Raw genomic sequence first — 24,103 nt, forward strand, 5'->3', positions numbered from 1 at the left:
AGGACTTGATCTGGCGGGCTGGGCACGCTGGTGCGCCAGCCCTGAGGCCAGCCAGGTCGATCCGAAGTCGTCATGGGGGCCGTGCGGCGAAAGAGTTTGTCACGAGGTGGGACGTCGACAATGATCACTTCATGACAACCAGAAAGGGCCATGCCGTTTAGGCGCCCCGCTCCCCTCTCTACCGCGCGCGCCGCCGCCCGCCGCTCACCGCAGTGCCCGATGGCCGTGACCGCCCACGCAGGAGAGCCCGCCCGTGCAGACGACCGCCCTCACTCCCTACGCTCACCTCCCCCGAGCTCACCACGACCGCCACGTCCTGACCAGCACCGTCGACGTATTCGGTGTCGCCCACTGGCTGCTCGCCGAACATGCCCCGCAGCCCGGCGGCGATGCCCGGGTCTTCGATGCCCTGGTCGTGTCCGTCTATCCGGACGGCGCCGTAGAACTTACCGAGCTGAGCGCGGTGCGGGCCCGCTGGCCGCATCTGGACCGCCTGCCCGACGGCGGATTCGTCGTCGCTGCGTCTCGCGCCCGTCGGTACGAGGACGGGAACCAGGTCCAGCTCTTCGACGGACTCGGCCAGGAGACCTCGTCCTTCTCCGTCGGAGACGCCATCGAGCACCTGCTCGTGGATGAGGCCGGCCTCATCTGGGTCGGGCACTTCGACGAGAACCCGTCCGGAATCCGCCGCTGGAGCACCACAGGCCACCCCATGTGGGCGTCGGACAGTGCCGACATCCCCGGTCTCTTCGACTGCTACGCCCTGAACGTGTCGGGCACCACCGCCTGGGCCTGCACCTACACGGACTTCCCGCTCGCTGAGATACGCCCCAACCAACGCGAACAGCCCGTGAGGGTCTGGACGAACCAGATACGGGGCGCCAAGGCAGTGGCTGTCCACGGAGATCAGGTGGTCTTCTACGGCGGCTACGGCGAGGAGCAGGACCGACTCGCTCACGGCAAGCTCACCGAATCATCGATCGAGCCAACGGACGTCGGCCGGCTCACCCTCCCTGATGGCACCGCCCCCGGCCGCCGACGGGTCGTCGGCCGGGGAAGCAGGATCTACGTCCAGGCCGAGCCGTTCACCGCGTGGGGCATGCTCGACCTCAGCAGCTGATACCCGACGCTGGCGGGGCCCATCAGCGAGGGGCAGGAGGCCTTCGACCGGTTGATCGAAATCTCCGATGCGCAGGCGCCAGGCGCTCCTGTGCTGCGCTGGGTCCCCGACGCAGTAGCGGGGCCGCGGCCGAGGCACCGTTCTGCTGGTCGACACGAGCAGGCGGGCCAGCCTGCGCTCGGCATCACCGTCGGGCCGATTCTGCCGGGCTCCAGTAAACGGGGCAGATCTGGCCTTGTTCGCGGGCGGCCCGTTCGACATCCGGGCTGTGGTGGCGGCCATCGAGCCGGGGGCGGTCGACGGAGCCGTGGTCGACGACGCTTCCTGGGGGAACTTCCCTGACGGGGAGAGGGTTCGGGAGGCTGTTCGCCTGCTGCTCTTGGGAGACGGTTGCGCACGTAACGCGATGCGTGTGCTGCTTGGCATGTGCGCCGACGACAGCCGGGCCGCTGTCGCTCTTGCCGTGCCGTTCCTGATCCGGATCGCCGCCGACCCCCACCATCCGCACCGCGCCGCCGTTCTCGGCGGTCTCGCCGCCCCGGCTCGCGCCCGTTACTTCGGTGTCGCCTCTCGTGACGAACTCCTCCTCCACCGCTCAGGCCCGCAGCACGAGGTCCTCGACGGCTACGACGAATACGGCGTCGAGGTGACCGGCTACCCGGCGGGCTGGTCGGTGGCCGCCGCCCGGGCTGCGATCACCGCCGGAGCCCCCTTGCTCCTGCCTCTCCTCGACGACTCCGACCCCGCCGTCCGCATCGACGCCTCCTACGCTCTCGCCACGGCGGCCGACCCCGGCCACACGCTCCGAGCCGCGTTCGCTACCCGGTTCGCCAAAGAGCAGGGCCCCATGGCCCTGGCCGCCTTGGTCCTCGCCACCGCAGAGTCCACACGTGCCCACCCGCACCGACCGGCCACCGCGTGGATCCGCGACCTCTGGCAGGACTGGGCACAGGTCCCCGAAGTCCGCCTTGCAGCCGCGATCGGATGGCTCTGCCTCACCGACGAACCCGCCCCCGACACCCTGCACACCACCGTCGACGCCCAGGCCACCGAACAACGCGCCCGCGCCATGGAGCCCCTGCCCTGGATGGCCGCCGTCGGTGGCAACGAGCCGGGGCTCCTGCGCTGCGTCCGCTGCATGCTCCACCCGGAAGAGCCCGAACCGTACAGCGAAGACCCGTGGGCTTCAGGGTCCTGAGTAACGAGTGGCCGGCCCTCGACCACGTCGCCCACACACCTGCATGAGTTTCGTGCATCGCAGTTGTCCGTCGAGGCCACCTATCGCGCTCAGTCACATGATCGGAGTGCGATTCATGGCGCGTTCGGTGCTGGAGCAGGACGACGAGAGCCAGGCTGCGGGCCGTCTGCTGTGACTGAGCATCAGAGATGGCGGATGAGCACTCGATCTGGCGGGCTGTGCATTCGGGATGGCGAGCTTCCACCCAGGGTGTCGTGGTCGAACCATGGCGGGCGACCGGGCCTGTCAGAGGCGGCTCCTAGGCTTGGTTCATGATCGGCGGGTGGCGTGCCCGCGTTGAGGGGGGCTGAAGTGGGCTGGTGGCGCAGGAAGCCGGAGGACCGTCCGCGCTGGGTGCTGGATCCGTTGGTGGGGGTGGGTCCGCTGCGGTTCGGGATGGACTCCGACGCGGTGAAGGCGGCCCTGGGCGGACCGCTCGCCGGCAACGGGCAGGTCGCAGCCGACGGGACGTACTGGCAGGACTACCAGAAGACGGGCCTGACCTGTCTCTACGACCGGGGAAGGACGCTGGTCGCCGTGGTGGTCGATGCCCAGGAAGGCCCCCTGCTCAGGGTCGGGGAGGTCGAACTGATCGGCCGGGTTCCCTCCGAGCTCCACGCCGAGATCCACGAGTCCGCCCGCTCGGAGGGAGTTACGGTGCGGGTGAACTGGAGCGGGGACCCGGAAGTCGCGGCGTGGGGGGGGGCCTGGGCGCCCGGCAGGAACTGGGACTGGCCGTCGGGGGCTGGCTGGAACAGAAGGACACGATGGTCACCTCCGCCCTGCTCGTCGGGCCCGAGCTGGCCCACGACCCCTACGCGACCGGCCCCGTCCTGCACTGGTGCGACGTCCGCGAGCAGGCCCGGAACGCCGGGGTTTGGCCGGTGGTGCCCGACCATGAGCGCCCGCTCTGGGAGTGGGTGCCGCTGGAGCGGGTCGGGCCGCTCCGGTTCGGGATGAGCCCGCCCGAGGTGGCGGCCGCCCTCGACGGCGAGACGCCGGCGGGCCGGATCGGCCAGTTTCCGTTCTGGTCGTTCGCTAAGGCTGGGCCGTGGAATCTCAGCGAGGACTGGTTCGAGAAGGCCGGGGTGAGCGCGCACTACTGGCGGCATCCGGACGGCGTTCCCCGCCTCGGCGCCGTGACCTCCTACGGCCGCACCGGCCCGCAGGTCATCCACGCCGGCATCCCGCTCGTCGGCGTGACCCCCTCCGCACTCGACGCGGCCATCATCCAGCACGTAGAGGACCACGAACTCGGCCTACTCTTCTGCCCCAACGCGGCCGCCGTCTGGGCTGGACTCCAGCTGGTCCTCGACACGACGCGGGCTGGGGACGCCGCCATCAGCGAACCCATGTTCTGCACGGAAGAATGGGAGATGTAGGGGCCTACGCCACCAGGCGCGCCAGGCACGGAACGTGCACCATTGAGCATCGAAGTTGTCGAGGCCCGCCATCTGCCGTGCTCGGTCACAGCGGACGTGCCGCAGATTACATCGGGGCCGGTTTCGAGGCTTGGGGTCCTGTGGTGTAGCGCGTGCGCGAATCCTGCTCGCACAGGCTCTGACCTGCTGCTTTCGTAGATTTGTGGGGCGAACCCTTCGGTGCCCCAGAGTGCGGAGTGATCTGTCATGAGCATGCCGTAAATGGGCGGCGAGTCGACCGGCGAGGAATCGGGCCGGGAGTCGGCCGGGCGCTCCGGGGAGCCGGCCCGCCCCGTCGGCGGCCGGCCGCCCGCCGGTGGGCTGGGTGGCGGAGGGGTTCGCGGTTGAGGCGCTGCGGGCGGCGGCCTCAGCCGCCGGGGGAGGGCCCCTGTTCACCCGTCCGGGTGATGTGAGTGCCTCGCGTACGCGTACGCGGCTTGTGCGGCGCGCCCCCAAGCCGCCCTGAAATCAGGGCTATTAACGGTACATGGGATTGTCTGTCATGTTTCGGGCGCGGCCCGGCGGTCGGGCCGCGTCGTTGTGGGACTGGGGTGTGGTTCGTGATGGCTGTGGTGCGGCGTGAGGTCTACGAGGAGGGGCAGGCGGCGGGCTGGCTGCGGGTGCCGGTGGCTGCATGGCGGTGGGCGGCCGGTACCGGGCTGGTTCCGGCGGCGGACGTGGGACCGGGCCGGTGGTCGCGGGCGCCGACGCGGAGGCGGTCCGTGCGGCGCTGCGGGGCCGGTGGTTGCGGGGTGGGCGGCGGAGCGGCTGCCCGAAGCACTCGGGGTCCCGCTTCCCCGTTGCCGGCCGCGGGTGACCGCCTCGTCGGTTGGCTCCCTCGTCAAGGCCGGTCTGCTGGTCTACCTGGGTGGGGAGGTGGAGTTCCCCGACGTGCACCCCGATCAGGTCGCCGCGCTGGGCCGGCGTCGGGACCGGCCTGTGCTCGTGGACCGGCACGTCCGGCTGGGCCCGGACCAGGCCGCCCGCCGGCTCGGCGTCCGCCGCGTCGACTTCGACGCCGCCGTACGCGCAGGCCTGCTCCGGCCGGTCGGGGTGGTCGACGTCGACTACAAGAAGCAGGGCGGGGTGACCGCGGTGCCCCTCTTCGATGCCGAAGAAGTCGCCCTGCTCCCGAGGACGCGCCCGGAGGCCGACTGGCGGGCGGTCCGCCGCACCGCCCCCGGCCGCCGCTCCCTGCTCTCCGGGTTGCCGCTGGTCGTGCCGGGTGCGGACGAGGTGTCGTTGGCGGGGGCCGCCCGGACACCGGGGTGCGCCGTGCGACGGTGGCGGGCTGGCGCCGGTCCCTGCCCGGGTTCCCGGCCCCGGCACAAGGCTCCGGTGTGGGGGCGGTGTTCGACCGGGCCCACGTGGTGGCATGGCTGCGCGTAGTCGGGAAGCTGGCCGTCCCCACCGGCCTGCCGGCGGGGGCGCTGGTGCTGCGCGGGGGTGGGCCGCGGTCGTGGACGGTCCGGTTCGAGGATCCGGCGCTGGTCCTGGCCGAGGACGCCGTCGGGGAAGACAGCTTCTCCGGCTGGCCCCCCGAGGAAGCCGACGAGCTCGCCGGGCTGCTCGACGGGAACACGACGGTGGGGGTGGGGCGGCTGACGGTGCCCAGAGCGCGGCCGTTGGCGGTCCTGGGCTCCCTGCGGATCGCCGCCCGGGAGCGGCCGGGAGCGGCCGGGAGCGGCTGGGAGCGGGTCGGCCTGCTGATGGAGCTGGTCTGGCCCGCCGTCCTGCGGGGGACGTCGGCCCGCTTCGGGGGAGTGGCCCACCACTCCGTGCCGTACTCCGGCGTCGGCGCGGGGCGCGGGTGCGTATGGCACGACCGTGGCGACGTCACCCCGCAGGCCTTGGTGCCCCGACCACGGCACGTCCGGTGGCTGTCCTACCTGATGTTCGCGGCGAGACCGTATTCCGGCAGTGCGATGTCCCTGGCCTTGGCGAACTGTGCGGCGAGCAGGTTCCGCATCGGCCGGCGGGTCATCTGCCGCATGGACAGGTCCCGCAGGCGGATGCCGAGTCGGCTCGACGGTGCGTACCCGGCGGCTCCGCCGGGCGGCAGCTCCTGCGCCCGGCTCACGTACGGGCGCATCACCGAGTCGTAGCGGCCGAAGGCGACACCGTGGTGGCCCTCGGCGGCTGCGAGTTCACCGGCCAGGACGTACGCGCCGACCAGGGCAAGACTGGTCCCGAGGCCGGTCAGCGGGGTCGCGCAGTAGCCGGCGTCGCCCAGCAGCGCCACGCGGCCGCGCGACCAGCTGTCGAGGCGGACCTGGCCCATGGAGTCGAGGAAGAAGTCCGGGGCGGTGCGCATCGCCCGCAGCAGGCGCGGGGTCTCCCAGCCGACGTGGGCGAAGCGCCGGGCCACGAGCTCCTGTTGGGCGGCTACATCGCGGCGGTCGTAGGCGAGCGGTGGCGAGCGGAAGCTGAAACCGGCCTTGATTTCGCCGGGGAGGCGGCCGGGCCGGGCCGAGACGACCAGGCCGCCGGGCGCGTTGTGCATCAGGAACCAGCCGTCGAGGTCCAGTTCGTCGAGGGCGGTGAACCAGGCCGTGTAGAGGTCGATCGGGCGGACGAAGTCCCGTTCCGGGCCGAAGGCCAGCGAGCGCACGACCGAGTGCGGCCCGTCCGCACCGATGACGAGCGCGAACCGGCGCGGCGCGGCCTTCTCGAAGGTGACGCTGACCCCGTCCGGGTCCTGATCGATCCCGGTGATGGTGTCGTCGAAGAAGTACTCCGTGTCCGGCAGTGTGGCCTCGTAGAGCAGTCGGGCGAGGTCGCCGCGGAGGATCTCGATCTCGGAGACGATCCCCTCGCCGCCGAAGCTGTCGGCGGACAGCCGGGCGGTGATCCGGCCGGCGCTGTCGACCAGGGCGAGGCCGTGCTGGTCCACGCTCTCCGCCCTGGCCCGGTCCATCAGGCCCATCCGTTCGATCACAGTGCGGCCGGCGCCGCGCAGATCCACGGTCTGTCCGCCCGGCCGGGGTTCCGGCGCGCGCTCCACGACCGTGACCGCGAAGCCCCCCTTGCGTAGCCAGTACGCCAGCGCGGGCCCTGCGATACCGGCACCGCAGACGAGTATCTCGTTGTTCGGCATGATGCGAACGTACGCCGTACGCAAGGTAGTGCGCAAGTGTGAAATCGCTTCTCAGCATGAGGTGTTGGGCGGTGCTGCACTAGTGCGGAGAGGTGCGGAATTTGCTCGTACGCGGGGATCGCACAGCCTTGGCGGCTAGGATGGCGCCCATCCAGGTGCACTAGTGCGGAAGGGGTGTAGATGGGCGGACAAGAGGTACCGCGCTACAGCCAGATCGTCGCCGAACTGCGGCAGCGGATCGAGACGGGCGAACTGGCGCAGGGCGATCGCGTGCCCTCAACCCGCGAAATCACCCGGCAGTGGGGCGTCGCCATGGCAACCGCGACCAAGGTGCTCACCGAACTGCGCCGCGAGGGCACGGTCCGCACCATCCCGGGCGTCGGGACTGTCGTGGCGGCCCCGAGCCGACCGGTCCGGGCGTCCCGACCCTCTGCCGCCGCACGAGCGGGCGGGCCGTCCGAAGCTTCCTCGGTCCAGGGGGCGCTCACGCTCGGACGGATCGTCGGGGCCGCCGTCACGGTCGCCGACACGGAGGGGCTGGCTGCGGTCTCGATGCGCCGGGTGGCCGCCGAGCTCGGGGTGGCGACCATGTCGCTGTACAGGCACGTGGCCGACAAGGACGACCTGCTGACGCAGATGATGGACGGCGTCATGGCCGAGCACCCGCTGCCTGCCGAACCTCCGGAGGGCTGGCGGAAGGCGATCGAACTGGCGGCCCGGCAACTCTGGGACCTTTTCCGCCGCCACCCGTGGCTCGCGCCGGCCCTGTCGGTGACCCGCCCTCAGATGATCACCTCGGCACTGCCGTACAGCGAATGGATGCTCGCCACCCTGCACACGCACGGACTCGACCTGCGGTCCGCCTTCACCGCGCACCTCACCCTGCTCAACTACGCCCGTGGTATCGCCGTCAATCTGGAGGCGGAACGGGAGGCCGAGGCGCACAGCGGCCTCGACAGCGAGGAGTGGATGGACACCCAGGAGCCCGCGCTCCTGGCGATTTTGGGCACCGGCCGGTTCCCCGTGCTCTCCCGCCTCGCCACGGCCGGTTACGACCTTGACCTCGATGCCCTCTTCGAGTTCGGCCTCCAGCGCCTCCTCGACGGTCTCGCCGCACTCCTGAACGAGAACTCCGCCGACTGAACGGAGAGCTCGAAAGGCCTCGACCACCGAGACCAAACGATCGCGCAGCTGCTGGACGGGACGGTGGGGGTGGAGCGGGCGACCGTTCCTGGGGCGCGGCCGTAGCCGCCCTCGGGGCTCTGCGGATCGCTGCCCAGGAGCGGGCGGGCGCGGGCGGGCCGTGGCTGGAGTTGGAGCCGGCCTGGCCCGCCGCCCTGCGGGGAACGGCGGCCCGCTACGGGGCAGCGGTCCACCACTCCGTGCTGTACTACGGCGTCGGCGTCACCGCGAGGCCCTGGTGCCCCGACCGCGGCACGGCCGCGGGCCGGGCGGCGGAGGACCACATCGAGGGCGGGATCCTACGGCGCCGGGGTCCCGCCTGGTACGGAGGAAGCTGTCTGCCGTGGGTTCGCGGATGCCTACGGCCTTCCGGACGTCTTCCGGACGTCTTCCGGGAGGCGATCGAGCTGGGCGCGTACCTGGTGGAGGTCCCCGACCCGACGGCGGCAGCAGAGCGTCAGTGCGAGGAGCGGCAGACCTGGTACAGGCACTGGCTGGCGACGGGCGAGGTGGAGTGAGCGGACTGCGGAACCACCGTCCGCTGCCAGAACCTGGAGACGCTGCCTGCCCACCACCGCACCCAGCGGCAGAGAGCCCGCCGCTTGTCCTCGGGGCGCGCGACCTGGAGACGCCGGCTCCTGGCCTGCTCCCGCCAGCGGCCTCTGCTCACTGCCCGCATGGACCGGATCCGTGACCAGGGAGGCCCCGGCTTCCTTGCCGCGCAACTGGCCCGTCTGGGCGTGAGCACCACCTGGAAGGGCGGCCGGGCCTTCGTTCCGGCCGGTCGACTCGTGGGCGCGATGCTGCACTGCGCGACGAGACCGCGCTCCACCCCGGCTGCCCCGGTGCTCCGTGTCCGGGTCTTTCCGGCGGTGGGCGGCGGGGCACAACGCCAACACCGGCGATCCGTTCGCCGAAGCCGCGCCGCAGGGCCCGCCAGCCGTCGGTTTCAACTGGCCACCCTCGCCGCGTACGCCGACGGCCCGGCCTGCTGACACACCTTGGCCCCGGACGCCCGTGTCGGCCAGGCCGTCGCCGCCCTCCTGGCCCGGCAGGGTGCTGCCGTACCGGGATGCGTTTCTGCCCCGACGGCCGGGGTTGCCGCTGCGCCGCCGCGGGCTGAGCGCCACCGGGCTCGTGGCCGTGTTCCGGAAGATGACGTTCTGAGCCCCGTGCGTTGCCGCAGCGCTAGTCTCTGCTGTCACGTCGTCAGCTGGCGGCTGGGTGGAGGTGTCATGGACGTCGAAGTGCTTCGCGTACGCGACTTGGTTCGGGACGTGGTGACCGAGGTTGCCCCGGAGGAACTGCCGCTGCTGGCAGGTCTCGCCGGGTTCGACGACGCCACGGCCGTGCAGCGGCTGGGCGGTGGGGTCCGGCGGCGGGAGCCCCTGGGCTTCGGGCTTGGTGAGGTCGCCGCGCTGGTGACCCCGGTGGTGTGGCTGGCGGTGGATCAGGCGACCCAGCAGATCGTGGGGACCTGGGTGGAGAAGCGGATCGCCTGGACCGGCACCGTCTTGCGCAGGATCTTCCGCAGGTCGGCCACCGAGCCGGTCGTCATCCTGCCGCTGACGCGTGAGCAGCTCGCGCTTGTACGGCGGTCGGTGCTGACGATGGCTGCGCAGCGCGGGCTGGAACCGGCGCGCGCGGCGGTCATCGCCGACGCGGTGGTGACCCGGCTCGTACTGGACGAGCCCGAGCCGGATCCGGAGCCCGAGCCCGGGGCGCTGGCCCCAGCAGAGGCCGAGCCCGACGGCCCACCCGAACTACCGGCCCCGCACACACCGGCCCGCCCGAACGGGCCCGCGCTGCCGGACGCACCGGTACGACCGGACGAATCCGCAGGGCGGGACGGCGGACCGGAGGGGCCGGAACGGCCGGACGAACACACCGGGCCGGTCGGGGCCTGATGGTCGCCTTATCCGCCGGCGCCCCCGACGCAGCCTCCGGCTTAGGGGCCGCCGAGCAGCCCGCCGGCGCCGCCACGCCCGATGAGCGGGTCCTGGTGGCCGGCACCACCTTACGTTTCGCACTGCTCCTGGCCCTGCTGGCTGCGGCTGGCGCAACCATGATCCCGCGGACCGTCTGGCATCTTCTCGCCTCACCGGCGAAGGCCGATCTGGAGGCGGCCTGTTTTCTGGCGGCGGGGATCGACCCGAGCGTGTCGGCGAACGCGAGCTTCGTCCAGTCCAGGCGTCAGCCCGCCGCGCTGGCGGAGTGCATGGCGCGTTTCACGCAGGACTTCACCACCGTGTCCGTGGGTGTCGGGCTTGTGGCGCTCGCCGCGGCATTCGCCGTCTACCGGCTGCTGCCGCTGTGGCGGACCCGGCGCACCAGGGTGGTTCCCCTGGACATCGTGGACGTGCACGGCCGCCTCCGGCCGCTGTTGGACGAGATGGTGACCGTTGCCGGACTCGACCGCAAGCCCCGCTTCGTCGTCGATCCGGCTTCGAGGGCGACCGGTGCCGTCGCGTTCGGCCGCTCGCGCCGGCCCGTGATCCGCCTGGACGGCGGCCTGGTGGTCACCGCCGACAGCGAACAGGAGCGGTTCCGTGCCGTGGTGCTGCACGAGCTGGCACACCTGCACCACAAGGACATCGGCATCACCTACGCCACCGTAGCCCTGTGGCGGGTGTTCCTCGTGTTGGTGCTGCTGCCGTGGACGGCCGTCGGCCTGGACGTCCTCCTCCTGCGCGGCTCGGCGGAGGTCCGGGGCGTGTACGCCCCGTTCAACACGCACGCCCAAGTACTCGGCGGCCTGCTGGCCCTGGCGGTCTACCTCTCCCGGCTGGAGATCCTGCGCCACCGCGAGATCTACGCCGACCTCATGGCCGTCCGCTGGGGTGCGAGCGCGCAGCCGTGGCAGGACAGCGCCGTCCGCCGGCACGCCGGGAACGGGTGGCGGAAACCGTTCGGCCGGATTGCGGCCCTCTGGGACACGCACCCGTCGCCGGCCCTGCGCAGCGCCTCCCTGGCCGACCCGAGGGCGCTGTTCGCGCTGCGGGCGCTGCCTCTTCTCCTCACGGGGCTGGCGGCCGACATCCTGGTCTGGCACCTGGGCGCGCTGCTGCGCGAGGTCCTGTGGCTCGGTGCCGTGCTCGTTGCGGGTCTGGTCGTCGGCATCGGGGGCGTCGCGCTGTGGCGTGCCGTGCTGTACGCGCTGCGAGCGGGGCGCACGGTCCCCTCGGGGTGGTCCGCCGGCCTGTGGCTGGGGCTCGGCGTGGTGGTGGGAGAGCTGAGCGGGCCGCGCGCCGCGATGAACCGATGGCTGCCCGCCCACCCCGAGGCGCTGCTGATTCTGGTGGCCGCGCTGGTCCTGCTGATGACGTGGACCGCGCAGAACGCCGAGTGGTGGCTGCGGGCCCGGAGGGAACGTGCGCCGGCGCCGGCCATGCTCGCGGGCCTGGCGGTGCCCGCGCTCGCGTACGCCTCGGTCCTGTACTGGTGGTGGTCGGTGGGCGAGGTCCTCACGGAGGGCTGGCCGTTCACGACGGCCGGGGTGCTGGCCTCGTACGGACTGCCCGGGCTGCCGCCCCCGCCCTCGGACCTCGGGCCGCTGTGGGACGTCGTCGCGGTGCTGGGCCTGCTGCCCGGCGCGCTCAGGGGTGCCGGGAGTCTGTGGTGGGGGCAGGTGCTGCTCTGGGCGCTGCCCGTGCTCGCGTTGGTCAGCGCCTCCCGCCCTGGCGGTGGACGGGTCGGCGGACGGGGAGGGTCACCAGGCGTCTGGCTGGCTGGCGGACTGACAGGCGCAATCGTCTGTTCGGCCGGGCTGGCCGTCGCGCTGGCCCGGTTGCGGGACGCGGAGCTCGGAGCCCCGGGGGCGGGCGGGCCGCTCCGCCTGGCGCAGATGATGGTGCCCGTCCTGGTCATCTCCGCCGCGATGGCCCTGACCGCCGCCGTCGTCGCCGCGCTCACCGACTCGGGGTGGCTGACAGCCGCACTGGTGGCGGCGGGGATCACCGCGCTGCTGGGCGTGGCGGCCGCGCACGTCCTGGTCCGGGCGGACGCGGGCAGCGGGCCGGCGGCTGTGGCCTGGTCGCTCTCGCGGAGGGTCCACCTCCCTTACGCCGTGGCCCTGGGCACGCCGGTGGCAGGCCTGGCCGCCTTCGCGGGCCGCGGCGCCGGGCTCTCGGGTCGGGGCGCCGCGCTGCTCGTGCGTCGGGTGACCACCGGGCGCAGGGCCGGGCCGCACCCGCACGTGCGGCCTGCGCCGGTCGCGGAGCGGCCGCTCCGTCCGCAGTGGCGGCGTCCTGTCCGTGTGGCGGCGGTCGGAGCCGTCGTGGTCTGGGTCGGAGCGACAGCACTCGCCGTGGACGTGTCCGCGGCGCCCGGACGGGCCTCCACGCCGGCCCCGGTGCCGGACCGGGCGGCGCCCCCGCCCTCCGCCGCGGTATCCCGCCTCCAGCACCAGGCGTGGGCGGCGGCGGGCGGCCTGGAACGCATGGAGGCCCTGCGGGCCGCGGGGCTCGGGTACGGCGCCGCTTCCACGGCCGTGGGCGAGGCCACCGATGACGCCGGTTTCCGCCGGGCGATGGACCGCGTCACGAACGCCTGTGCGGTGATGGGCCGGGCGACGCGGCGGGCGGGTTCCTACCTCGACGTGCCCTCCACGACGGGACAGCGGATGTGGACGCTGGTGCTGACTCGGCACCGGGAGATGACCGATGCCTGTCTGGCCCTGGCCACGCGGCCGGACCTCACGACGGCCGAGGCGGCGGACACCGCGCGCCGCAACGCGATCGACTCGGTCGACGCGATGTCCTACTGGCTCGCCGAAAAGGGGGCGATCCGCCCGAAGTGAATCCGCAGGTACCGGAGTCGACCCTGACGGCCCGACACCTGGGTCCATCGACCCACTCCACCTCACAGACCCCACCGGAGGGCGCACACATGACGATCACTCCCACCACGTCGCGGCGGCGGCGCATCGCGGTCCTGCTGCTGAGCGGCGCACTCGCACTGACCGCGTGCGGCGGAGGCGGCGACAAGGGCGCGGACAAGGGCACCAGCGCCCCGGACAAGAAACCGGGCGAACACCACACCGTCGTCCTGGAGGTCACCTCCGACTACGGGCGGCCGGTCGCGATCAACTACTTCGGGCACTTCGCCGGCCCCGACGGCCCGCAGCTGTTAGGGCAGAAGGAGGGGAAACTGTCGGCCCGGTCGCCGTGGAAGACCACGCTCACGGTGGACGGCAAGGACCTGTGGGTCAGTCTGATGGCCAACGGAACCGGATGTCTCGGCCGCGCGACCGGCGGCGACTCCTGCGAGACCGGGGCCATCCCGAACCGCGAGGACTTCGAAGGAACCGGCACGACCACCTGCCGCATCACCATCGACGGCAAGACCGTCGCGGAGAGGTCGTACACCTGGCCCACCATCATCCCGGTCACCTGTCTCACTCCGCTCAACGGCAAGGAAGGTGACGGACAGTGACCGAGACGGTTTCCTCCCCCACGCCCGGTCCGGCGCCGGACCCAGACGCGCGCCGCCGCTCGCGGCGGCGGACCTTGCTGCTCGCACTGCTTCTCCTCCTCCTCGCCGTCACCGGCCTGCTCCTGTGGATCTTCATCGGCCCGGACGGCGACGACGGGGCGGACGACGCCCGCGGCTCGTCACCACGCGCCGAGCTGAGGCGTGCCGCCGCCCTCCTGCGTGACCTCCCGGCGCTGCACTACACGGGCACCATGGGCATCAAAGGAGTTGCGGGCGGCGAGGGCACGAAGCTGGACCTGATCGTCAGCAACCCCGCCGACGCGCTGGGCACGTTGGCGGTGCCCGGCAGTCCGGCCCTCGACTACACGGGCATCGGCGGCAAGTCGTTCCTGCACGGAGAGGCCGAGGCATGGCGGGGGCTCGGCATGGCCGAGAAGTCGGAGGTGCTCGCCAAGCAGCCCTCGATGGTACAGCCGGGGATGTTCTTCTCCCAGGACCTCGCCACCACCCTGGCGCCCCCGGCGCTGGCGAAGACCGTACGCGCGGAGGACGTCCCGGACGAGAAGATCACCGTCGGCAAGCCCATCACCGTGGGCGACCACACCTGCACCCCGTACCACGTCGGCGACACCACCGTCTGCTTGAGCAGCCGGCAGGCGGACGGCGCCCGGTTCGTCGACCGGATCAGCTTCGGTGACACGGTCGTGCTCGACGTCGAAGTGCCGTCCCGGCCTCAGGTGGAGCGGTTCTCCGCCGACTTCCGCGCGAAACTGCCCAAGATCCGCGAATCGGTGGATCCCCGGATCGACGTGGCCACCCAGATCCTGCGCGACTACAAGGGCCAGTGCGCACCCACGGCCTGCGTCTTCACCGCCCGGGTGACCGTCACCTACCTGGGATCCGCCTCGGAACCAGACGCCTCCAAGGCCGTCCCGGTGACCTACTCGTGGGTCGTCGACCGGGATGGGACGCCGGTGAAGCTGGACCCGGAGTGCTCGGGCGCCTTCACGATCAAGCCGGGCGAGTCGAAGGACCTGTCGTGCACCGCGACCGGCCCCTCCGTCGGAGAGGCGACCCGGGGGCAGTACCACGGTGAGATCCACACCTCCGACCTGGCCCTCACCGAGGAGGAGTACCAGCGCCTGGTACGCCTGGCCGCGGACAACAGCGTGAAGATCGCCGCGCTCCCCGATCCGCCGACGCCCCGCTGAGGAGCGGCCGGACGTCGCAAGTACCGGCCCGACCGCCCTGGCCGACGGTTCGGCCGGAGCAGTGGGGTCGGGCCGCGGGGTTGTCAGGGCCTTCACGTGAAGCGATCTTGTCGGGTTCCAACCGGTGAGGCCGAGGAGGCCAGAGGCCGACGGTGGTCGCGGGCCGCATGGTCGGCCAGATCCTGCGCGCCGTGGGGAAGCTGACTGTTCCCGCCGGGCTGCCGTCGGGGGTGTTGGTGCTGCGCGGGAGTGGGTCGCGGTCGCGGACGGTCCGGTTCGAGGATGTGGAGTTGGTCCTGGCCGAGGATGCAGCCGGGGAAGACCGCCTCTCCGGCCGGGAGCGGCCGGGGCGGGCGGGCTGTTGGCGGAGCTGGTCTGGCCCGCCGGCCTGAGGGGCACGGAGGACCGCAACGGGGGAGTGGGCCGGCGCTCCGTGCTGTACTCCGGCGCGGGCACGGGGTGTGGGTGTGTCGGCACGCCTGCGGCGGTGTCACCCCGAGGCATAGGCCCTGGTGCCCCGACCAGGGCACGGCCATCGGCCGCACGACGCAGGATCACATCGTGTGCGGCTCTGTTGCATGCAGCGCGTCGCTGGGTGCAGGACGGCGCCCGTCTGCGGGTGAGCGGCGGGTGCACCGTGGGGAGGGAATGTCCGGGGCCGCTACCGGGTCCGGGGTCGGGGCGTTGTGCCGGGTATGGGACGGATGAACCCGGGGCGTACGCGCCGGGCGAGGCTGGAGTGCCGGCGCTGCGGTACGTGACTACGCGGACGAGATCGACGGGGTACGCGTCATTTACCTCATCGGCCGCTGCGGATCTCGTCGATGCGCTTCGCCAGAGCCTGTGTTTCCGCGACCATCCGCCCGTGCGCCTTCTTCTGCTCCTCGGCACCCTGGGCGCTGAACGCCCCGCTGAAGTGGGGTTGGAGCTGGGTCCACCAGCCGTAGTCCAGCATTGCCCACGCCTGTGGGCAGAGGGGGGCGCGGGTTTTCGGGAGATAGCCGCTGTCGACCAGGGACCGCTGGTACTTCTTCGGGTCGCTGCCCTCCAGGTTGCACAGGAAGTTGAAGGCCCGCTGCTGGGTGACGGGGTGGTTGCTCGACATGCCCTCCAGGGTCGGCGTGCCTTCCTTGCGTGCGATCTCGTCGAAGAGGATCGCGGCGGCCAGCGACGGGCCCGGCCCGACCTCGTTGAGGGTGTAGAAGGACGCGAAGCCGTCCGCCGCGTCCTCTTCGAGACCGAGGTTGGCCAGGAGGAGCTGGCGCTGCAGGGCATGGCCCATCTCGTGGCCGAAGATGAATTCGGTCGACAGCACGGTCAGGTCGTCGGTGTTGTACTCGGACGCGGGGAACGGGGCGGGCCGTTCGATGGTCTTCACGACGTCGGCGAGGGCCTTCTCGATCTCGGTCAGGAACGGTGGCGGGACGAAGATCGTCCTGCCGTCGGGCTGGGTGACGGCGTCGGTGACGCCGGGCGGGACGGCGGCGGTGACCTTCACGACCATGTCGTGCGGGAGGGTGAGTGATCTGTTCACCCAGTCGGCCGTGCGCTCCAGCACGTGGGAGTTCCGGATCAGTGCCACGGTCTCCCGGTCCTCCGGTTTGACCGTTTGGGCCTCGTAGACGACGGTGACCCTGCCGGAGCGCGCCGCCTGGGGGCGGGGCCCTGCTCCAGGCCCCTGCCTGGCGTCGCGGGTCTCGCCGCCACACCCGGTCGAGACGACCCCGGCGAGGACCAGCACACCCGACAGGACGATGCGCGCTCTCTTCGAACGACCGGCGGTGTTCGGCATCCTTGATCGGCTCCCGTCGCGTGTCCCCGCACTGATCCTCCGGCCGTCCGCAGGCGCGTGCCCGTCGAGCCGCCCGTACGGGGGACCGTGTAGCCCTCGCCCGCGCCGCCGGGCGTCTCTGACTGGCACTTCAGGCCGCCATCCCTCGGGACGGCGGCCTTCTTCGTGTGCCTGCGGCGCCCGGCGTCCGGTGGTGGCCCGGGCGCTGCCGATATGCCCCGCAGGGGTGAACTTCCGCCTCGCGCATGCGTAGGCGGCTTGTGCCGCGCGCCCCCAACTCGCCTCAGAATAAGGGCTAATATCAACAAGTGGGATCTTTCGACATGCTTTCGGCGCGGCCCGGTGGTCGGGCCGCCGATGTGTGATCGGAGTGCGATTCGTGGCGCGTTCGGTGCTGGAGCAGTACGACGAGGGGCAGGCGGCGGGCCGGTTGCGGGTGCCGGTGGGCGACGAGTACCGGGCTGGTTCCGGCAGCGGACGCGGAGCCGGGCCGGTGGTCGCGGGTGGTGGTGGTGGAGGAGGCCGCCGACCCCGAGGCTGTGTGCCCTGCGCTGCGGGGCCCGATCGGCGCCGGGGTGGCGGCGGACCGGCTGACGGCAGCCCCTGGGGGTGCAGCTCCCGATCTTCCGGCCGAGGGTGACCGCGGCGGCGGTCGGCCACCTCGTCCGCGCCGGCTTACTGGTCTACCTCGGCGGCGAGGCGCAGTTCCCTGACGTCCACCCGGACCAGACGGCAGCCCTCGCCCGCCGCCGGGACCTACCCGCCCTCCTCGACCGGCGCGTACCACTGGGCCCGGACCAGGCCGCCCGCCGGCTCGGGGTGCGCCGCACCGATATCGACCAGGTGGTGCGCCTGGGGTGGCTGTCCCCGGTCGGCTCCGTGGACGTCGACTACGAGCGGCAGGGCGGGGTGACGACGGTTCCGCCGTACTCCGCCGAGGACGTCGCGCTCCTGGAGGTGGTCCGTCCTTCGGTGGACCGGAGGGCGGTCCGCCGCACCGCCCCGGGCGGGCTCTCCCTCCTCGCCGCCCTCCTCCCCCCCCCCCGGCGGTCCCCGGTGCGGACACGGTCTCGTTGGCGGAGGCCGCCCGGATCGCCGGGGTGAGCCGTGCGACGGTGGAGGGCTGGCGCCAACCCCTGCCCGGGTTGCCGGCCCCGGCGCAGGGTACCGGCGCGGGTGCGGTGGTTCGACTGGGGCGCGGTGGTGGCATGGCTGCGCGCCGTCGGGAAGCTGACTGTCCCCGCCGGTCTGCGGTCGCTGGTCCTGGCCGACGCCTCGCAGACGGGGCCTGCGTTCAGCGGCCCAGGGCGGAGCGAAGGGTGATTCCGTACCGGCTTCGCAGGCGCCGTACCTCCCACACGGACAGGGCCGTCACGGACACGGGTCCGCCGAGGAGGAAGGCGGTGAGGACGACCGCAGGGGCGGCGACGTCGGCGTCGTCGAAGAACTGGAGCACGGCGAGCGACCACACGAGCAGGGGCGAGATGAACGCGGGCAGCAGCTCGTGCACATCGGCGGTGCGGAAGCACGAGTTGAGGCCGGTGACAAGGGCGAACAGCGTGAAGCACAGCGCCGCGACGAGACCGACGGCACACGCGACGCCACCCACGATGAGGATCAGGGCGAAGACGAGGCCGCTGATGATCGTGCCGCCGATCTTCCCGAACAGGCCGAACGTGATGTCATGCCCGCCCAGCCACTGCCCCACCGGAATGTCCCCGCGCAGGAAGGCCAGCATCAGCCAGGCTGTCCCCGCCCCCAGGAAGATCACGCCCAACGCGCGCAGCGGCCATATGAGTCGGGACGCGTACAGGCGACCCAAGGGGGCACGGGCACCGAGGATGAAGGCGGCAACCCCCACGACCCCGGCCACCAGCACGATCGCGCACCCGAGCAAGAGGTCTTCCAGCTTGCCGAGGACGAAGTCCTCGCGCCCCGTCTTCAGGGGATAGGCGAACACCAGCCACAACGTGGCCCCCAGACCGAGCGCCGTGCGCAGGATCCGCATAAGGCCGATGACCGGGTCCTCAACCATGCCCGGTCGTCCTTGGCCCGTGAGCGCGAGCGCGAGTGTGACTGGCGCGGAGACGGCGGAACGCACTGATCGTGGGTCTTGCTGAGTGGTCAAGTTTCATTCCCCGGGAGCAGTTCGATTGCGCCAGCCACCCTAACCGGATACATCGTCACGCGCGTGATCAGGATGCCCTGAACCAGCGTGAGTACGGCATGACCCCGCTCCACGGTGAGCATCGTGCCGGAGCAGGTCCGGCGGCCGGGCGAGCTGAGCGGGTAGAAGCCTTGGACGGGGCCCTTGCAGGTGACCGGGTCCTCGTCGGAGGCGCCCTGGAGGTCGCCTGGGTGCAGAAGTCGTTCTGGACCCGGAAGTCGCCGATGGCGCCTCCAGCGCGGGCCGTCCACCACACCCGGTGGCGGCCCGCGCTGTGGTGTGTCCGGGGTGGCCCGTCGGGCCCCCGCAGGGGTGAATTCTCCCCTCGCGTACGGGTGCGCGGCTTGATCACGGCTTCCGGCGACCTTGGCGATCGAGATAGTCGACCAGCTTCGCTTCGCTGCGGCGCAGTCGAACAGACTCGTCCTCAGGCAGGGACCCCAGCGTGTCGGCGAGGACGCGTGTTCGGGAAACGTAGACCAGCGCACTGGAGTAGATCCGGCACTCGGAGCACCATGCCAAGCCGACGCATCGCTCAAACATGGAGGACTCGGGCGGATAGAGACGGAACTGATAGGAGAGGACCGCTGTCCCGCAGGCAGCACAGATTCGGCGGTCACCGTCCTCGACCGTGGCCCAGGTCGCCACCCTGACCCAGTGCCACCGCCTTGCCGGTGCTCTTCAAGTCGTCATGCGCAGCATTCTCGCTCATGGCCCATCAGCCCACCTCGACAGCCCCACGACCGCCACGGCCGACTCTGCCGAGACCGGAACCCGGAGCCACTTCAGGGTTCTGGCTCAAGTTCTGTGGTCCGTGACTGTGGGTCACTGATTAGATCTCGAAGAGGGCTTCCTCTTGTGGCGGGATCGGAGGGTCAAGGACGTCGCGGAGGCGGGTGATGTCCTTGTGCCACTTCGACCAGTTCGCAGCTTCGGCCCACTGCTCGGCGAGTTCAGACCGGTTGGAGACCACTTGGTCCAGGGCGTCGACGGCGAGCATTCGAAGGTCTGCAGGCAACTCCGGTAGCGGCTCTGATGGGCCATAGTTCGAGCATGTCGGATTGCCGTCAGGATGCTGGGCGCCGACCAGGGCAGCTGCGGCCACTGCACGCTCGCCGTCGTAGATACCCAGGAAGTCCGGAGGCGCGGCGGCGCGCTTGAGCACGCCCCGGATCATGGCTTCGCGTTCTTCCAGTGCTGCTTCGTCCAGTTCACCGGCGAAATCGGCGGCGGTGTCGTTGTCGAAGGGGCCAATGTCCCAGGTGCCCATGTCTCTCCTCGCGTGGCCGTCTGGGGATCCTCGCACTGGCCACCGACAGCGAGGTCAGGAGGCAAGCAGTACGCGCTTGCGCACGAGCTTGAAGCCAGCGCGTCCGTACATCTGCCGTTTGAGCAACTTGATCCGGTTGACTGCTCCTTCCACGGGTCCGGAGTTCCAGTGGGTGGTCATCCTTGCGGTGACGGCGGCGAAATCTGTTCTGAGGCCGACCGCGAAGGTGCTGATGCCGGGAAGTGCGGCTGCGGTGGCGTTGGTGATCCACGCTGGGTTCTGGCCCAACTTCTGTGGAGCTCTCACGCTCTGTAACCTGCCGGGACTGGATGGCCCTTCGTGACTCGTTGACAGACCTGTTTGGGATCATGCCCACATGGACTTCGACCTCGCCCCACCGACCGGCGTTGGCCCGTTGCGGATCGGTATGACTCGGCACGCGGCCAACACGGCGCTGGACTCGCTCCGCGATCTCTCTGCGGTCTCGGAGTCTGATCGGCCGGGGCAGCACGTCTTCCGTCCCAGCGGGCTGATGATCAGCATCCACTGCATGCGAGACATGCTTGAAGCCATCGAGTTGGGAAGGCCGTCGTCCCAGACGGACCGAGTGTTGTTTCAGGGTGTGGACGTGTTCGAGCTTCCGGCCCGCGAGGTTGTCCAGCGCATGGGCGAGTTCACCTCGATTGAGGAAGATCCTGACGACGATGCTTCATTCATTGCCCCGGACTTGCTGCTGAGCTTCTGGCGTCCGCTCGCAGCCGATGATGAGCCCGAGGAAGAGCAGGGCTACCACTTCAGCTCGGTCCTGCTGGCACGGCCTGGCTACTACGACACCCCTGCTCAGGCTGCGGAGCGGCTCCAGCAGAGCTCGTAACGGGCCCGTCAGGACGCCAGCAGGACTCGTTTCCGCAAGAGGCCGAAGCCGGCCCGGCCGTACATCTGGCGCTTGATCATTTTGATCCGGTTGACGTGGCCTTCGACGACGCCGGAGCTCCACGGCAGTGTGAGGCCTGCGGTGACGCTACGAGATCGCGTTCGAGGCCGTTGACGAAGGTGCGGAGGCTGGGTAGGTCGTCGGCGCGGACCGCCTTGATCCATTGCGGGAGCTGGTCGCCCTGGAGCTGGGTGAGCATCTTCCCGAACGCGCGGACATGCCCCGTTAGGGCATCCAGTTCGGGGCAGCCGGCGAGGACGGCTTTGAGCTTCGGGCGCTCGCTCTCCGGCAGGGTATCGGGGTGGGTCAGGATCCAGCTGGTGACCGTGCGTGGGGAGGGCGGGCGGGCTGATGGTGCGGTCGGGGTTGTGCGGAACGGCTGGAGGTAGGCGCGGACGGCTCCGTAGCTGCCGGTGTAGCTGTTAGCCTTGATCTCTTCCCAGAGGGTCCAGTCGTTCGTGCAGCCTTCGGCCCATCGCTTGTGCAGGTAGGGCTTGAAGTCGTCAGGGTCTGCCGCACGATCGGGTGACATCTGAACTGGCTTGCCCTGTCGGGCGGGTGGGAAGGATGTCGCTGTGCCGAAGCCTTATCCGGAAGAGTTCCGTCAGGACGTCGTGCGGGTCGCGCGCAATCGTGGCCCGGGTGTGCCGGTCGAGCAGGTCGCCACCGACTTCGGTGTCCACCCGATGACCTTGTGGAAGTGGATGCGCCGGGCGGACATCGACGACGGGGCCAAGCCGGGAACCTCCAGCCAGGAGAACGCAGAGCTACGAGAAGCACGCCGGCGGATCAAGCTGCTGGAGCAGGAGAACGAGGTCCTGCGGCGGGCCGCGGCCTACCTGTCGCAGGCGCATCTGCCGGGAAAAGGATCTACCCGCTCGTGAAGGAGCTGGCCGCGGACGGGACGCCCGTCTCGGTGACGTGCCGGGTGCTCGAGCTCGCCAGGCAGCCGTACTACCGCTGGCTCGACCAGCCGGTGGCCGACGCCGTCCTCACCCAGGCGCATCGTGCGAACGCGCTCTTCGACGCCCACCGCGAGGACCCGGAGTTCGGCTACCGGTTCCTGGCCGACGAGGCACGCGGTGCCGGGGCCCGGATGGCGGACCGGACCGCGTGGCGGATCTGCCGGGACAACCGCTGGTGGAGCGTGTTCGGCAAGAAACGTGGCCGCGGTAAGAAGGCCGGCCCGCCGGTGCACGACGATCTCGTCCGTCGTGACTTCACCGCGGCCGGCCCGAACCGGTTGTGGCTCGCCGACATCACCGAGCACGCCACCGGCGACGGCAAGCTGTACCTCTGCGCGATCAAGGATGTTTTCAGCAACAGGATCGTTGGCTACTCCATCGACGCGCGGATGAAGTCCCGCCTGGCCGTGACCGCCCTGGACAACGCCGTGGCCCGGCGCGGACGCGTCGACGGATGCATCCTGCACACCGATCGAGGATCGCAATTTCGATCAAGGAAATTCGTCCGGGCACTCGACCGCCACCGCATGGCCGGATCGATAGGGAGAGTGGGAGCAGCCGGCGACAACGCGGCCATGGAGTCCTTCTTCAGCCTGCTGCAGAAGGACGTCCTCGACCGCCGCAGCTGGACCACTCGCGAGGAACTGCGGATCGCCATCGTGACCTGGATCGAGCGGACCTACCACCGACGCCGCAGACAAGCCGCACTCGGCCGCCTGACCCCCATCGAATACGAGACCGTCATGACCACACCGGCCCTCCGGGCCGCGTGACTGAACCTGTCACCCGAACCTGCACCAGACCCGCCATGCGTGGTGTGCGGGCAGGTGCTGGTGCGCCGTGATGAGGGACGGCTGGAGTACGTCCTGTGCTCGCCAGCGTGCCGCACGTCCCGTACGCGGATCCGTAACGGGGGGCGGGTCGGGTGTGCGAGGGCCGATGTGGCCGCCTTGTTGCGGCTGGGCGTGCGGATATCCGGTACTGGGGTTCGGTGTGCAGGCAGCGTGCTTACCACCGTCGCAAGGCCGAGGAAGTGCACGCTGAGCCGTAACGAGGGCCCGGCCGATGGTGGGCCCCCAGTACGACCTCGCCACCGCACCCGCTCCTCGCTGAGGTGGGCGAGGGATTCGATCTAGGGATGCGGGTACTGCCCCATGCGGTATATCCCAGAGCTGATCCGTGACTCACTTTGAAGCAGGAAGGTCCCTGACTGGTGAAGGCGCCGTTCGGGTGGTGGTTGCGGAGTCGGCGGGATTTGAACCCGCGGACCGGGGGAGGCAAGCCCGCCCAGTACCCGGTCAGTCGGACGAGAGGAGGGCCTTCCTCACGCCGATCGCAATTGGCCGCTCTGCCACGACTCCGCAACCAGTGGGGAACTGCCGCGCCCCACTGCGAAGACGGTAGGAGAACCTTCACGACAGTGCGAACCCTTTTCGGGCTAAGCCCATGGCAGGAGCTCCGCAGTCCCACAAAGCAGAAGCGCCCTACTCTGGCTGCCAGAGCCCGTGAAGCGGGCTGGTCCTGGAGGCGAAGCAGGAAGGACCCGGGCAGGGCTGTGGAGCGGACCGCCCAATGGGCCGTAGGCCAGGGCCCGGTGAAACGGGGTCCCCCCCGGTGTGTACCCGGGCTCACCCTGCGCGAGTCCCTCGCGCTGCACGGCGGGCCACTGCCCGGCGTGTGTGTAGCGCGGGAGTACGGGGAAGGGCCTGTGTGGAGTGTTGGCCTGGTTGTCGTCTCCGGTGAGGGCTTGTATTCGTCGGTTATCCGGGAGGCTTGCTGGGGAGGTTGATCAGGTCTAGTGGTACGTGGAAGAAGGAGAGACGTCATGGCTGACGAAGAAGAGGTCGAGGCCACCCCCGAGCAGGTTCCGGTGGAGAAGCCGACCGTTGTGGCGGGGCATCAGAAGCTGGAGACGAAGCACATCCAGGGGCAGGTCATCACGCATACGATCGTCAAGCCTCTGCCCGTCGATACCCAGGACTGACCTGTCCTGCCCGGAGGGGCGACGCTGGCACCGGACGGTCGATGACGCAAGCTGGTAGCAACCCGCCTGGGGTGGAGCGAAGCGGAACCCCGAACCTGTCCGCAGCGTAGCGCAGGACACCGGCCCGGAGGGCCGGCTCTGGCCCGGCGGAGCCGGGCCCGCCGAGCACAGCGAGGCGGTTCCCTTCCTGAGCGCGCAGCGCTCAGGAACCCGTAGCGAAGCGGAGGGTTAGCCGCCGAAGGCGGCTCAGGGGCGCGAAGCGCCCCCGTTCTCTCCTGGGCGCGCAGCGC

Annotated in this window: 19 protein-coding genes, 1 tRNA gene and 1 pseudogene; 14 read left to right on the top strand and 7 right to left on the bottom strand. The window is 70.9% G+C overall.

Going from position 1 to position 24,103, the window contains the following annotated elements:
* The first annotated feature begins 253 nt into the window (after window positions 1–253).
* The 4 genes from OG553_RS35045 to OG553_RS35060 all read left to right on the top strand — a co-directional run bounded on the left by OG553_RS35045 (window position 254) and on the right by OG553_RS35060 (window position 5,167).
* Complete coding sequence (locus OG553_RS35045; RefSeq protein ID WP_405982891.1) at window positions 254–1,120, top strand: hypothetical protein; 867 nt, start codon at window positions 254–256, stop codon at window positions 1,118–1,120.
* Between the two features lie 406 nt (window positions 1,121–1,526).
* The gene (locus OG553_RS35050; protein WP_405982892.1) at window positions 1,527–2,318 is read left to right on the top strand and encodes a hypothetical protein; all 792 of its coding nucleotides are present in this window, start codon (window positions 1,527–1,529) and stop codon (window positions 2,316–2,318) included.
* A 734-nt stretch (window positions 2,319–3,052) separates the two neighbouring features.
* Window positions 3,053–3,739: a hypothetical protein gene (locus OG553_RS35055; RefSeq protein WP_405982893.1), complete on the top strand. Its 687-nt coding sequence runs from the start codon at window positions 3,053–3,055 to the stop codon at window positions 3,737–3,739.
* An 852-nt stretch (window positions 3,740–4,591) separates the two neighbouring features.
* The gene (locus tag OG553_RS35060; protein ID WP_405982894.1) at window positions 4,592–5,167 is read left to right on the top strand and encodes a hypothetical protein; all 576 of its coding nucleotides are present in this window, start codon (window positions 4,592–4,594) and stop codon (window positions 5,165–5,167) included.
* Between the two features lie 496 nt (window positions 5,168–5,663).
* Here OG553_RS35060 and OG553_RS35065 read toward each other — a convergent pair whose 3' ends face one another.
* A complete protein-coding gene (locus OG553_RS35065) occupies window positions 5,664–6,875 on the bottom strand; it encodes an FAD-dependent monooxygenase (RefSeq protein WP_405982895.1) in 1,212 nt (403 codons plus the stop codon).
* Between the two features lie 180 nt (window positions 6,876–7,055).
* On the opposite strand from OG553_RS35065, the gene OG553_RS35070 reads away from it, so the two are divergent.
* From OG553_RS35070 to OG553_RS35095, 6 genes are all read left to right on the top strand, one after another.
* On the top strand, window positions 7,056–8,018 hold the full coding sequence (locus OG553_RS35070; RefSeq protein WP_405982896.1) for a TetR/AcrR family transcriptional regulator C-terminal domain-containing protein: 963 nt from the start codon (window positions 7,056–7,058) through the stop codon (window positions 8,016–8,018).
* Between the two features lie 170 nt (window positions 8,019–8,188).
* Complete coding sequence (locus OG553_RS35075; protein WP_405982897.1) at window positions 8,189–8,575, top strand: hypothetical protein; 387 nt, start codon at window positions 8,189–8,191, stop codon at window positions 8,573–8,575.
* A 717-nt stretch (window positions 8,576–9,292) separates the two neighbouring features.
* Window positions 9,293–9,964 (top strand): hypothetical protein, encoded by a 672-nt coding sequence (locus OG553_RS35080; RefSeq protein ID WP_405982898.1) that lies wholly within the window; start codon window positions 9,293–9,295, stop codon window positions 9,962–9,964.
* The gene (locus OG553_RS35085) at window positions 9,964–12,855 is read left to right on the top strand and encodes a M48 family metalloprotease (protein WP_405982899.1); all 2,892 of its coding nucleotides are present in this window, start codon (window positions 9,964–9,966) and stop codon (window positions 12,853–12,855) included. The genes OG553_RS35080 and OG553_RS35085 overlap by 1 nt, the downstream gene beginning before the upstream one ends.
* An 89-nt stretch (window positions 12,856–12,944) precedes the next feature.
* Window positions 12,945–13,490, top strand: coding sequence for a hypothetical protein (locus OG553_RS35090; protein WP_405982900.1), 546 nt, complete (start codon window positions 12,945–12,947; stop codon window positions 13,488–13,490).
* Window positions 13,487–14,701 (top strand): hypothetical protein, encoded by a 1,215-nt coding sequence (locus tag OG553_RS35095; RefSeq protein WP_405982901.1) that lies wholly within the window; start codon window positions 13,487–13,489, stop codon window positions 14,699–14,701. The genes OG553_RS35090 and OG553_RS35095 overlap by 4 nt, the downstream gene beginning before the upstream one ends.
* Before the next feature lie 799 nt (window positions 14,702–15,500).
* Here the strand turns inward: OG553_RS35095 and OG553_RS35100 are convergent.
* A complete protein-coding gene (locus tag OG553_RS35100) occupies window positions 15,501–16,493 on the bottom strand; it encodes a DUF4344 domain-containing metallopeptidase (protein WP_405982902.1) in 993 nt (330 codons plus the stop codon).
* A 609-nt stretch (window positions 16,494–17,102) separates the two neighbouring features.
* On the opposite strand from OG553_RS35100, the gene OG553_RS35105 reads away from it, so the two are divergent.
* Window positions 17,103–17,597, top strand: a complete 495-nt coding sequence (locus OG553_RS35105; RefSeq protein WP_405982903.1) for a hypothetical protein — start codon at window positions 17,103–17,105, stop codon at window positions 17,595–17,597.
* Between the two features lie 190 nt (window positions 17,598–17,787).
* On the opposite strand, the gene OG553_RS35110 is transcribed toward OG553_RS35105, so the two are convergent.
* The 3 genes and pseudogenes from OG553_RS35110 to OG553_RS35120 form a co-directional block, all read right to left on the bottom strand.
* Window positions 17,788–18,528: a hypothetical protein gene (locus tag OG553_RS35110; protein ID WP_405982904.1), complete on the bottom strand. Its 741-nt coding sequence runs from the start codon at window positions 18,526–18,528 to the stop codon at window positions 17,788–17,790.
* 964 nt (window positions 18,529–19,492) lie between these two features.
* Window positions 19,493–19,930, bottom strand: coding sequence for a DUF4259 domain-containing protein (locus OG553_RS35115; protein WP_405982905.1), 438 nt, complete (start codon window positions 19,928–19,930; stop codon window positions 19,493–19,495).
* Between the two features lie 54 nt (window positions 19,931–19,984).
* A pseudogene (locus tag OG553_RS35120) lies at window positions 19,985–20,218 on the bottom strand (transposase); the annotation flags it as partial.
* 88 nt (window positions 20,219–20,306) lie between these two features.
* On the opposite strand from OG553_RS35120, the gene OG553_RS35125 reads away from it, so the two are divergent.
* Window positions 20,307–20,804: a hypothetical protein gene (locus OG553_RS35125; RefSeq protein ID WP_405982906.1), complete on the top strand. Its 498-nt coding sequence runs from the start codon at window positions 20,307–20,309 to the stop codon at window positions 20,802–20,804.
* Window positions 20,805–20,880: 76 nt separating this feature from the next.
* Here OG553_RS35125 and OG553_RS35130 read toward each other — a convergent pair whose 3' ends face one another.
* Window positions 20,881–21,396 carry a hypothetical protein gene (locus OG553_RS35130; RefSeq protein WP_405983220.1) on the bottom strand — a complete coding sequence of 172 codons (516 nt, stop codon included), beginning with the start codon at window positions 21,394–21,396 and terminating at the stop codon, window positions 20,881–20,883.
* Between the two features lie 43 nt (window positions 21,397–21,439).
* Here OG553_RS35130 and OG553_RS35135 point away from each other — a divergent pair.
* Window positions 21,440–22,602 (top strand): IS3 family transposase gene (locus OG553_RS35135; protein WP_405982907.1). Its coding sequence is split into 2 segments (ribosomal slippage): window positions 21,440–21,724 and window positions 21,727–22,602, totalling 1,161 coding nucleotides; the frame shifts between segments, so codons are not numbered across the junction.
* A 467-nt stretch (window positions 22,603–23,069) separates the two neighbouring features.
* On the opposite strand, the gene OG553_RS35140 is transcribed toward OG553_RS35135, so the two are convergent.
* A tRNA-OTHER gene (locus OG553_RS35140) sits at window positions 23,070–23,190 on the bottom strand.
* A 464-nt stretch (window positions 23,191–23,654) separates the two neighbouring features.
* Here OG553_RS35140 and OG553_RS35145 point away from each other — a divergent pair.
* Window positions 23,655–23,813: a hypothetical protein gene (locus OG553_RS35145; protein WP_405976903.1), complete on the top strand. Its 159-nt coding sequence runs from the start codon at window positions 23,655–23,657 to the stop codon at window positions 23,811–23,813.
* The last annotated feature ends 290 nt before the right edge of the window (window positions 23,814–24,103 follow it).

Source organism: Streptomyces sp. NBC_00158 (genome assembly GCF_045160885.1).
GTDB lineage: Bacteria > Actinomycetota > Actinomycetes > Streptomycetales > Streptomycetaceae > Streptomyces.

Coding starts and splice junctions, on each gene's coding strand:
- OG553_RS35050 (WP_405982892.1), top strand. CDS start 1,527: ATGCGTGTGCTGCTTGGCATGTGCGCCGACGACAGCCGGGCCGCTGTC.
- OG553_RS35065 (WP_405982895.1), bottom strand. CDS start 6,875: ATGCCGAACAACGAGATACTCGTCTGCGGTGCCGGTATCGCAGGGCCC.
- OG553_RS35070 (WP_405982896.1), top strand. CDS start 7,056: ATGGGCGGACAAGAGGTACCGCGCTACAGCCAGATCGTCGCCGAACTG.
- OG553_RS35080 (WP_405982898.1), top strand. CDS start 9,293: ATGGACGTCGAAGTGCTTCGCGTACGCGACTTGGTTCGGGACGTGGTG.
- OG553_RS35085 (WP_405982899.1), top strand. CDS start 9,964: ATGGTCGCCTTATCCGCCGGCGCCCCCGACGCAGCCTCCGGCTTAGGG.
- OG553_RS35090 (WP_405982900.1), top strand. CDS start 12,945: ATGACGATCACTCCCACCACGTCGCGGCGGCGGCGCATCGCGGTCCTG.
- OG553_RS35100 (WP_405982902.1), bottom strand. CDS start 16,493: ATGCCGAACACCGCCGGTCGTTCGAAGAGAGCGCGCATCGTCCTGTCG.
- OG553_RS35110 (WP_405982904.1), bottom strand. CDS start 18,528: ATGGTTGAGGACCCGGTCATCGGCCTTATGCGGATCCTGCGCACGGCG.
- OG553_RS35115 (WP_405982905.1), bottom strand. CDS start 19,930: ATGGGCACCTGGGACATTGGCCCCTTCGACAACGACACCGCCGCCGAT.
- OG553_RS35125 (WP_405982906.1), top strand. CDS start 20,307: ATGGACTTCGACCTCGCCCCACCGACCGGCGTTGGCCCGTTGCGGATC.
- OG553_RS35130 (WP_405983220.1), bottom strand. CDS start 21,396: ATGTCACCCGATCGTGCGGCAGACCCTGACGACTTCAAGCCCTACCTG.
- OG553_RS35145 (WP_405976903.1), top strand. CDS start 23,655: ATGGCTGACGAAGAAGAGGTCGAGGCCACCCCCGAGCAGGTTCCGGTG.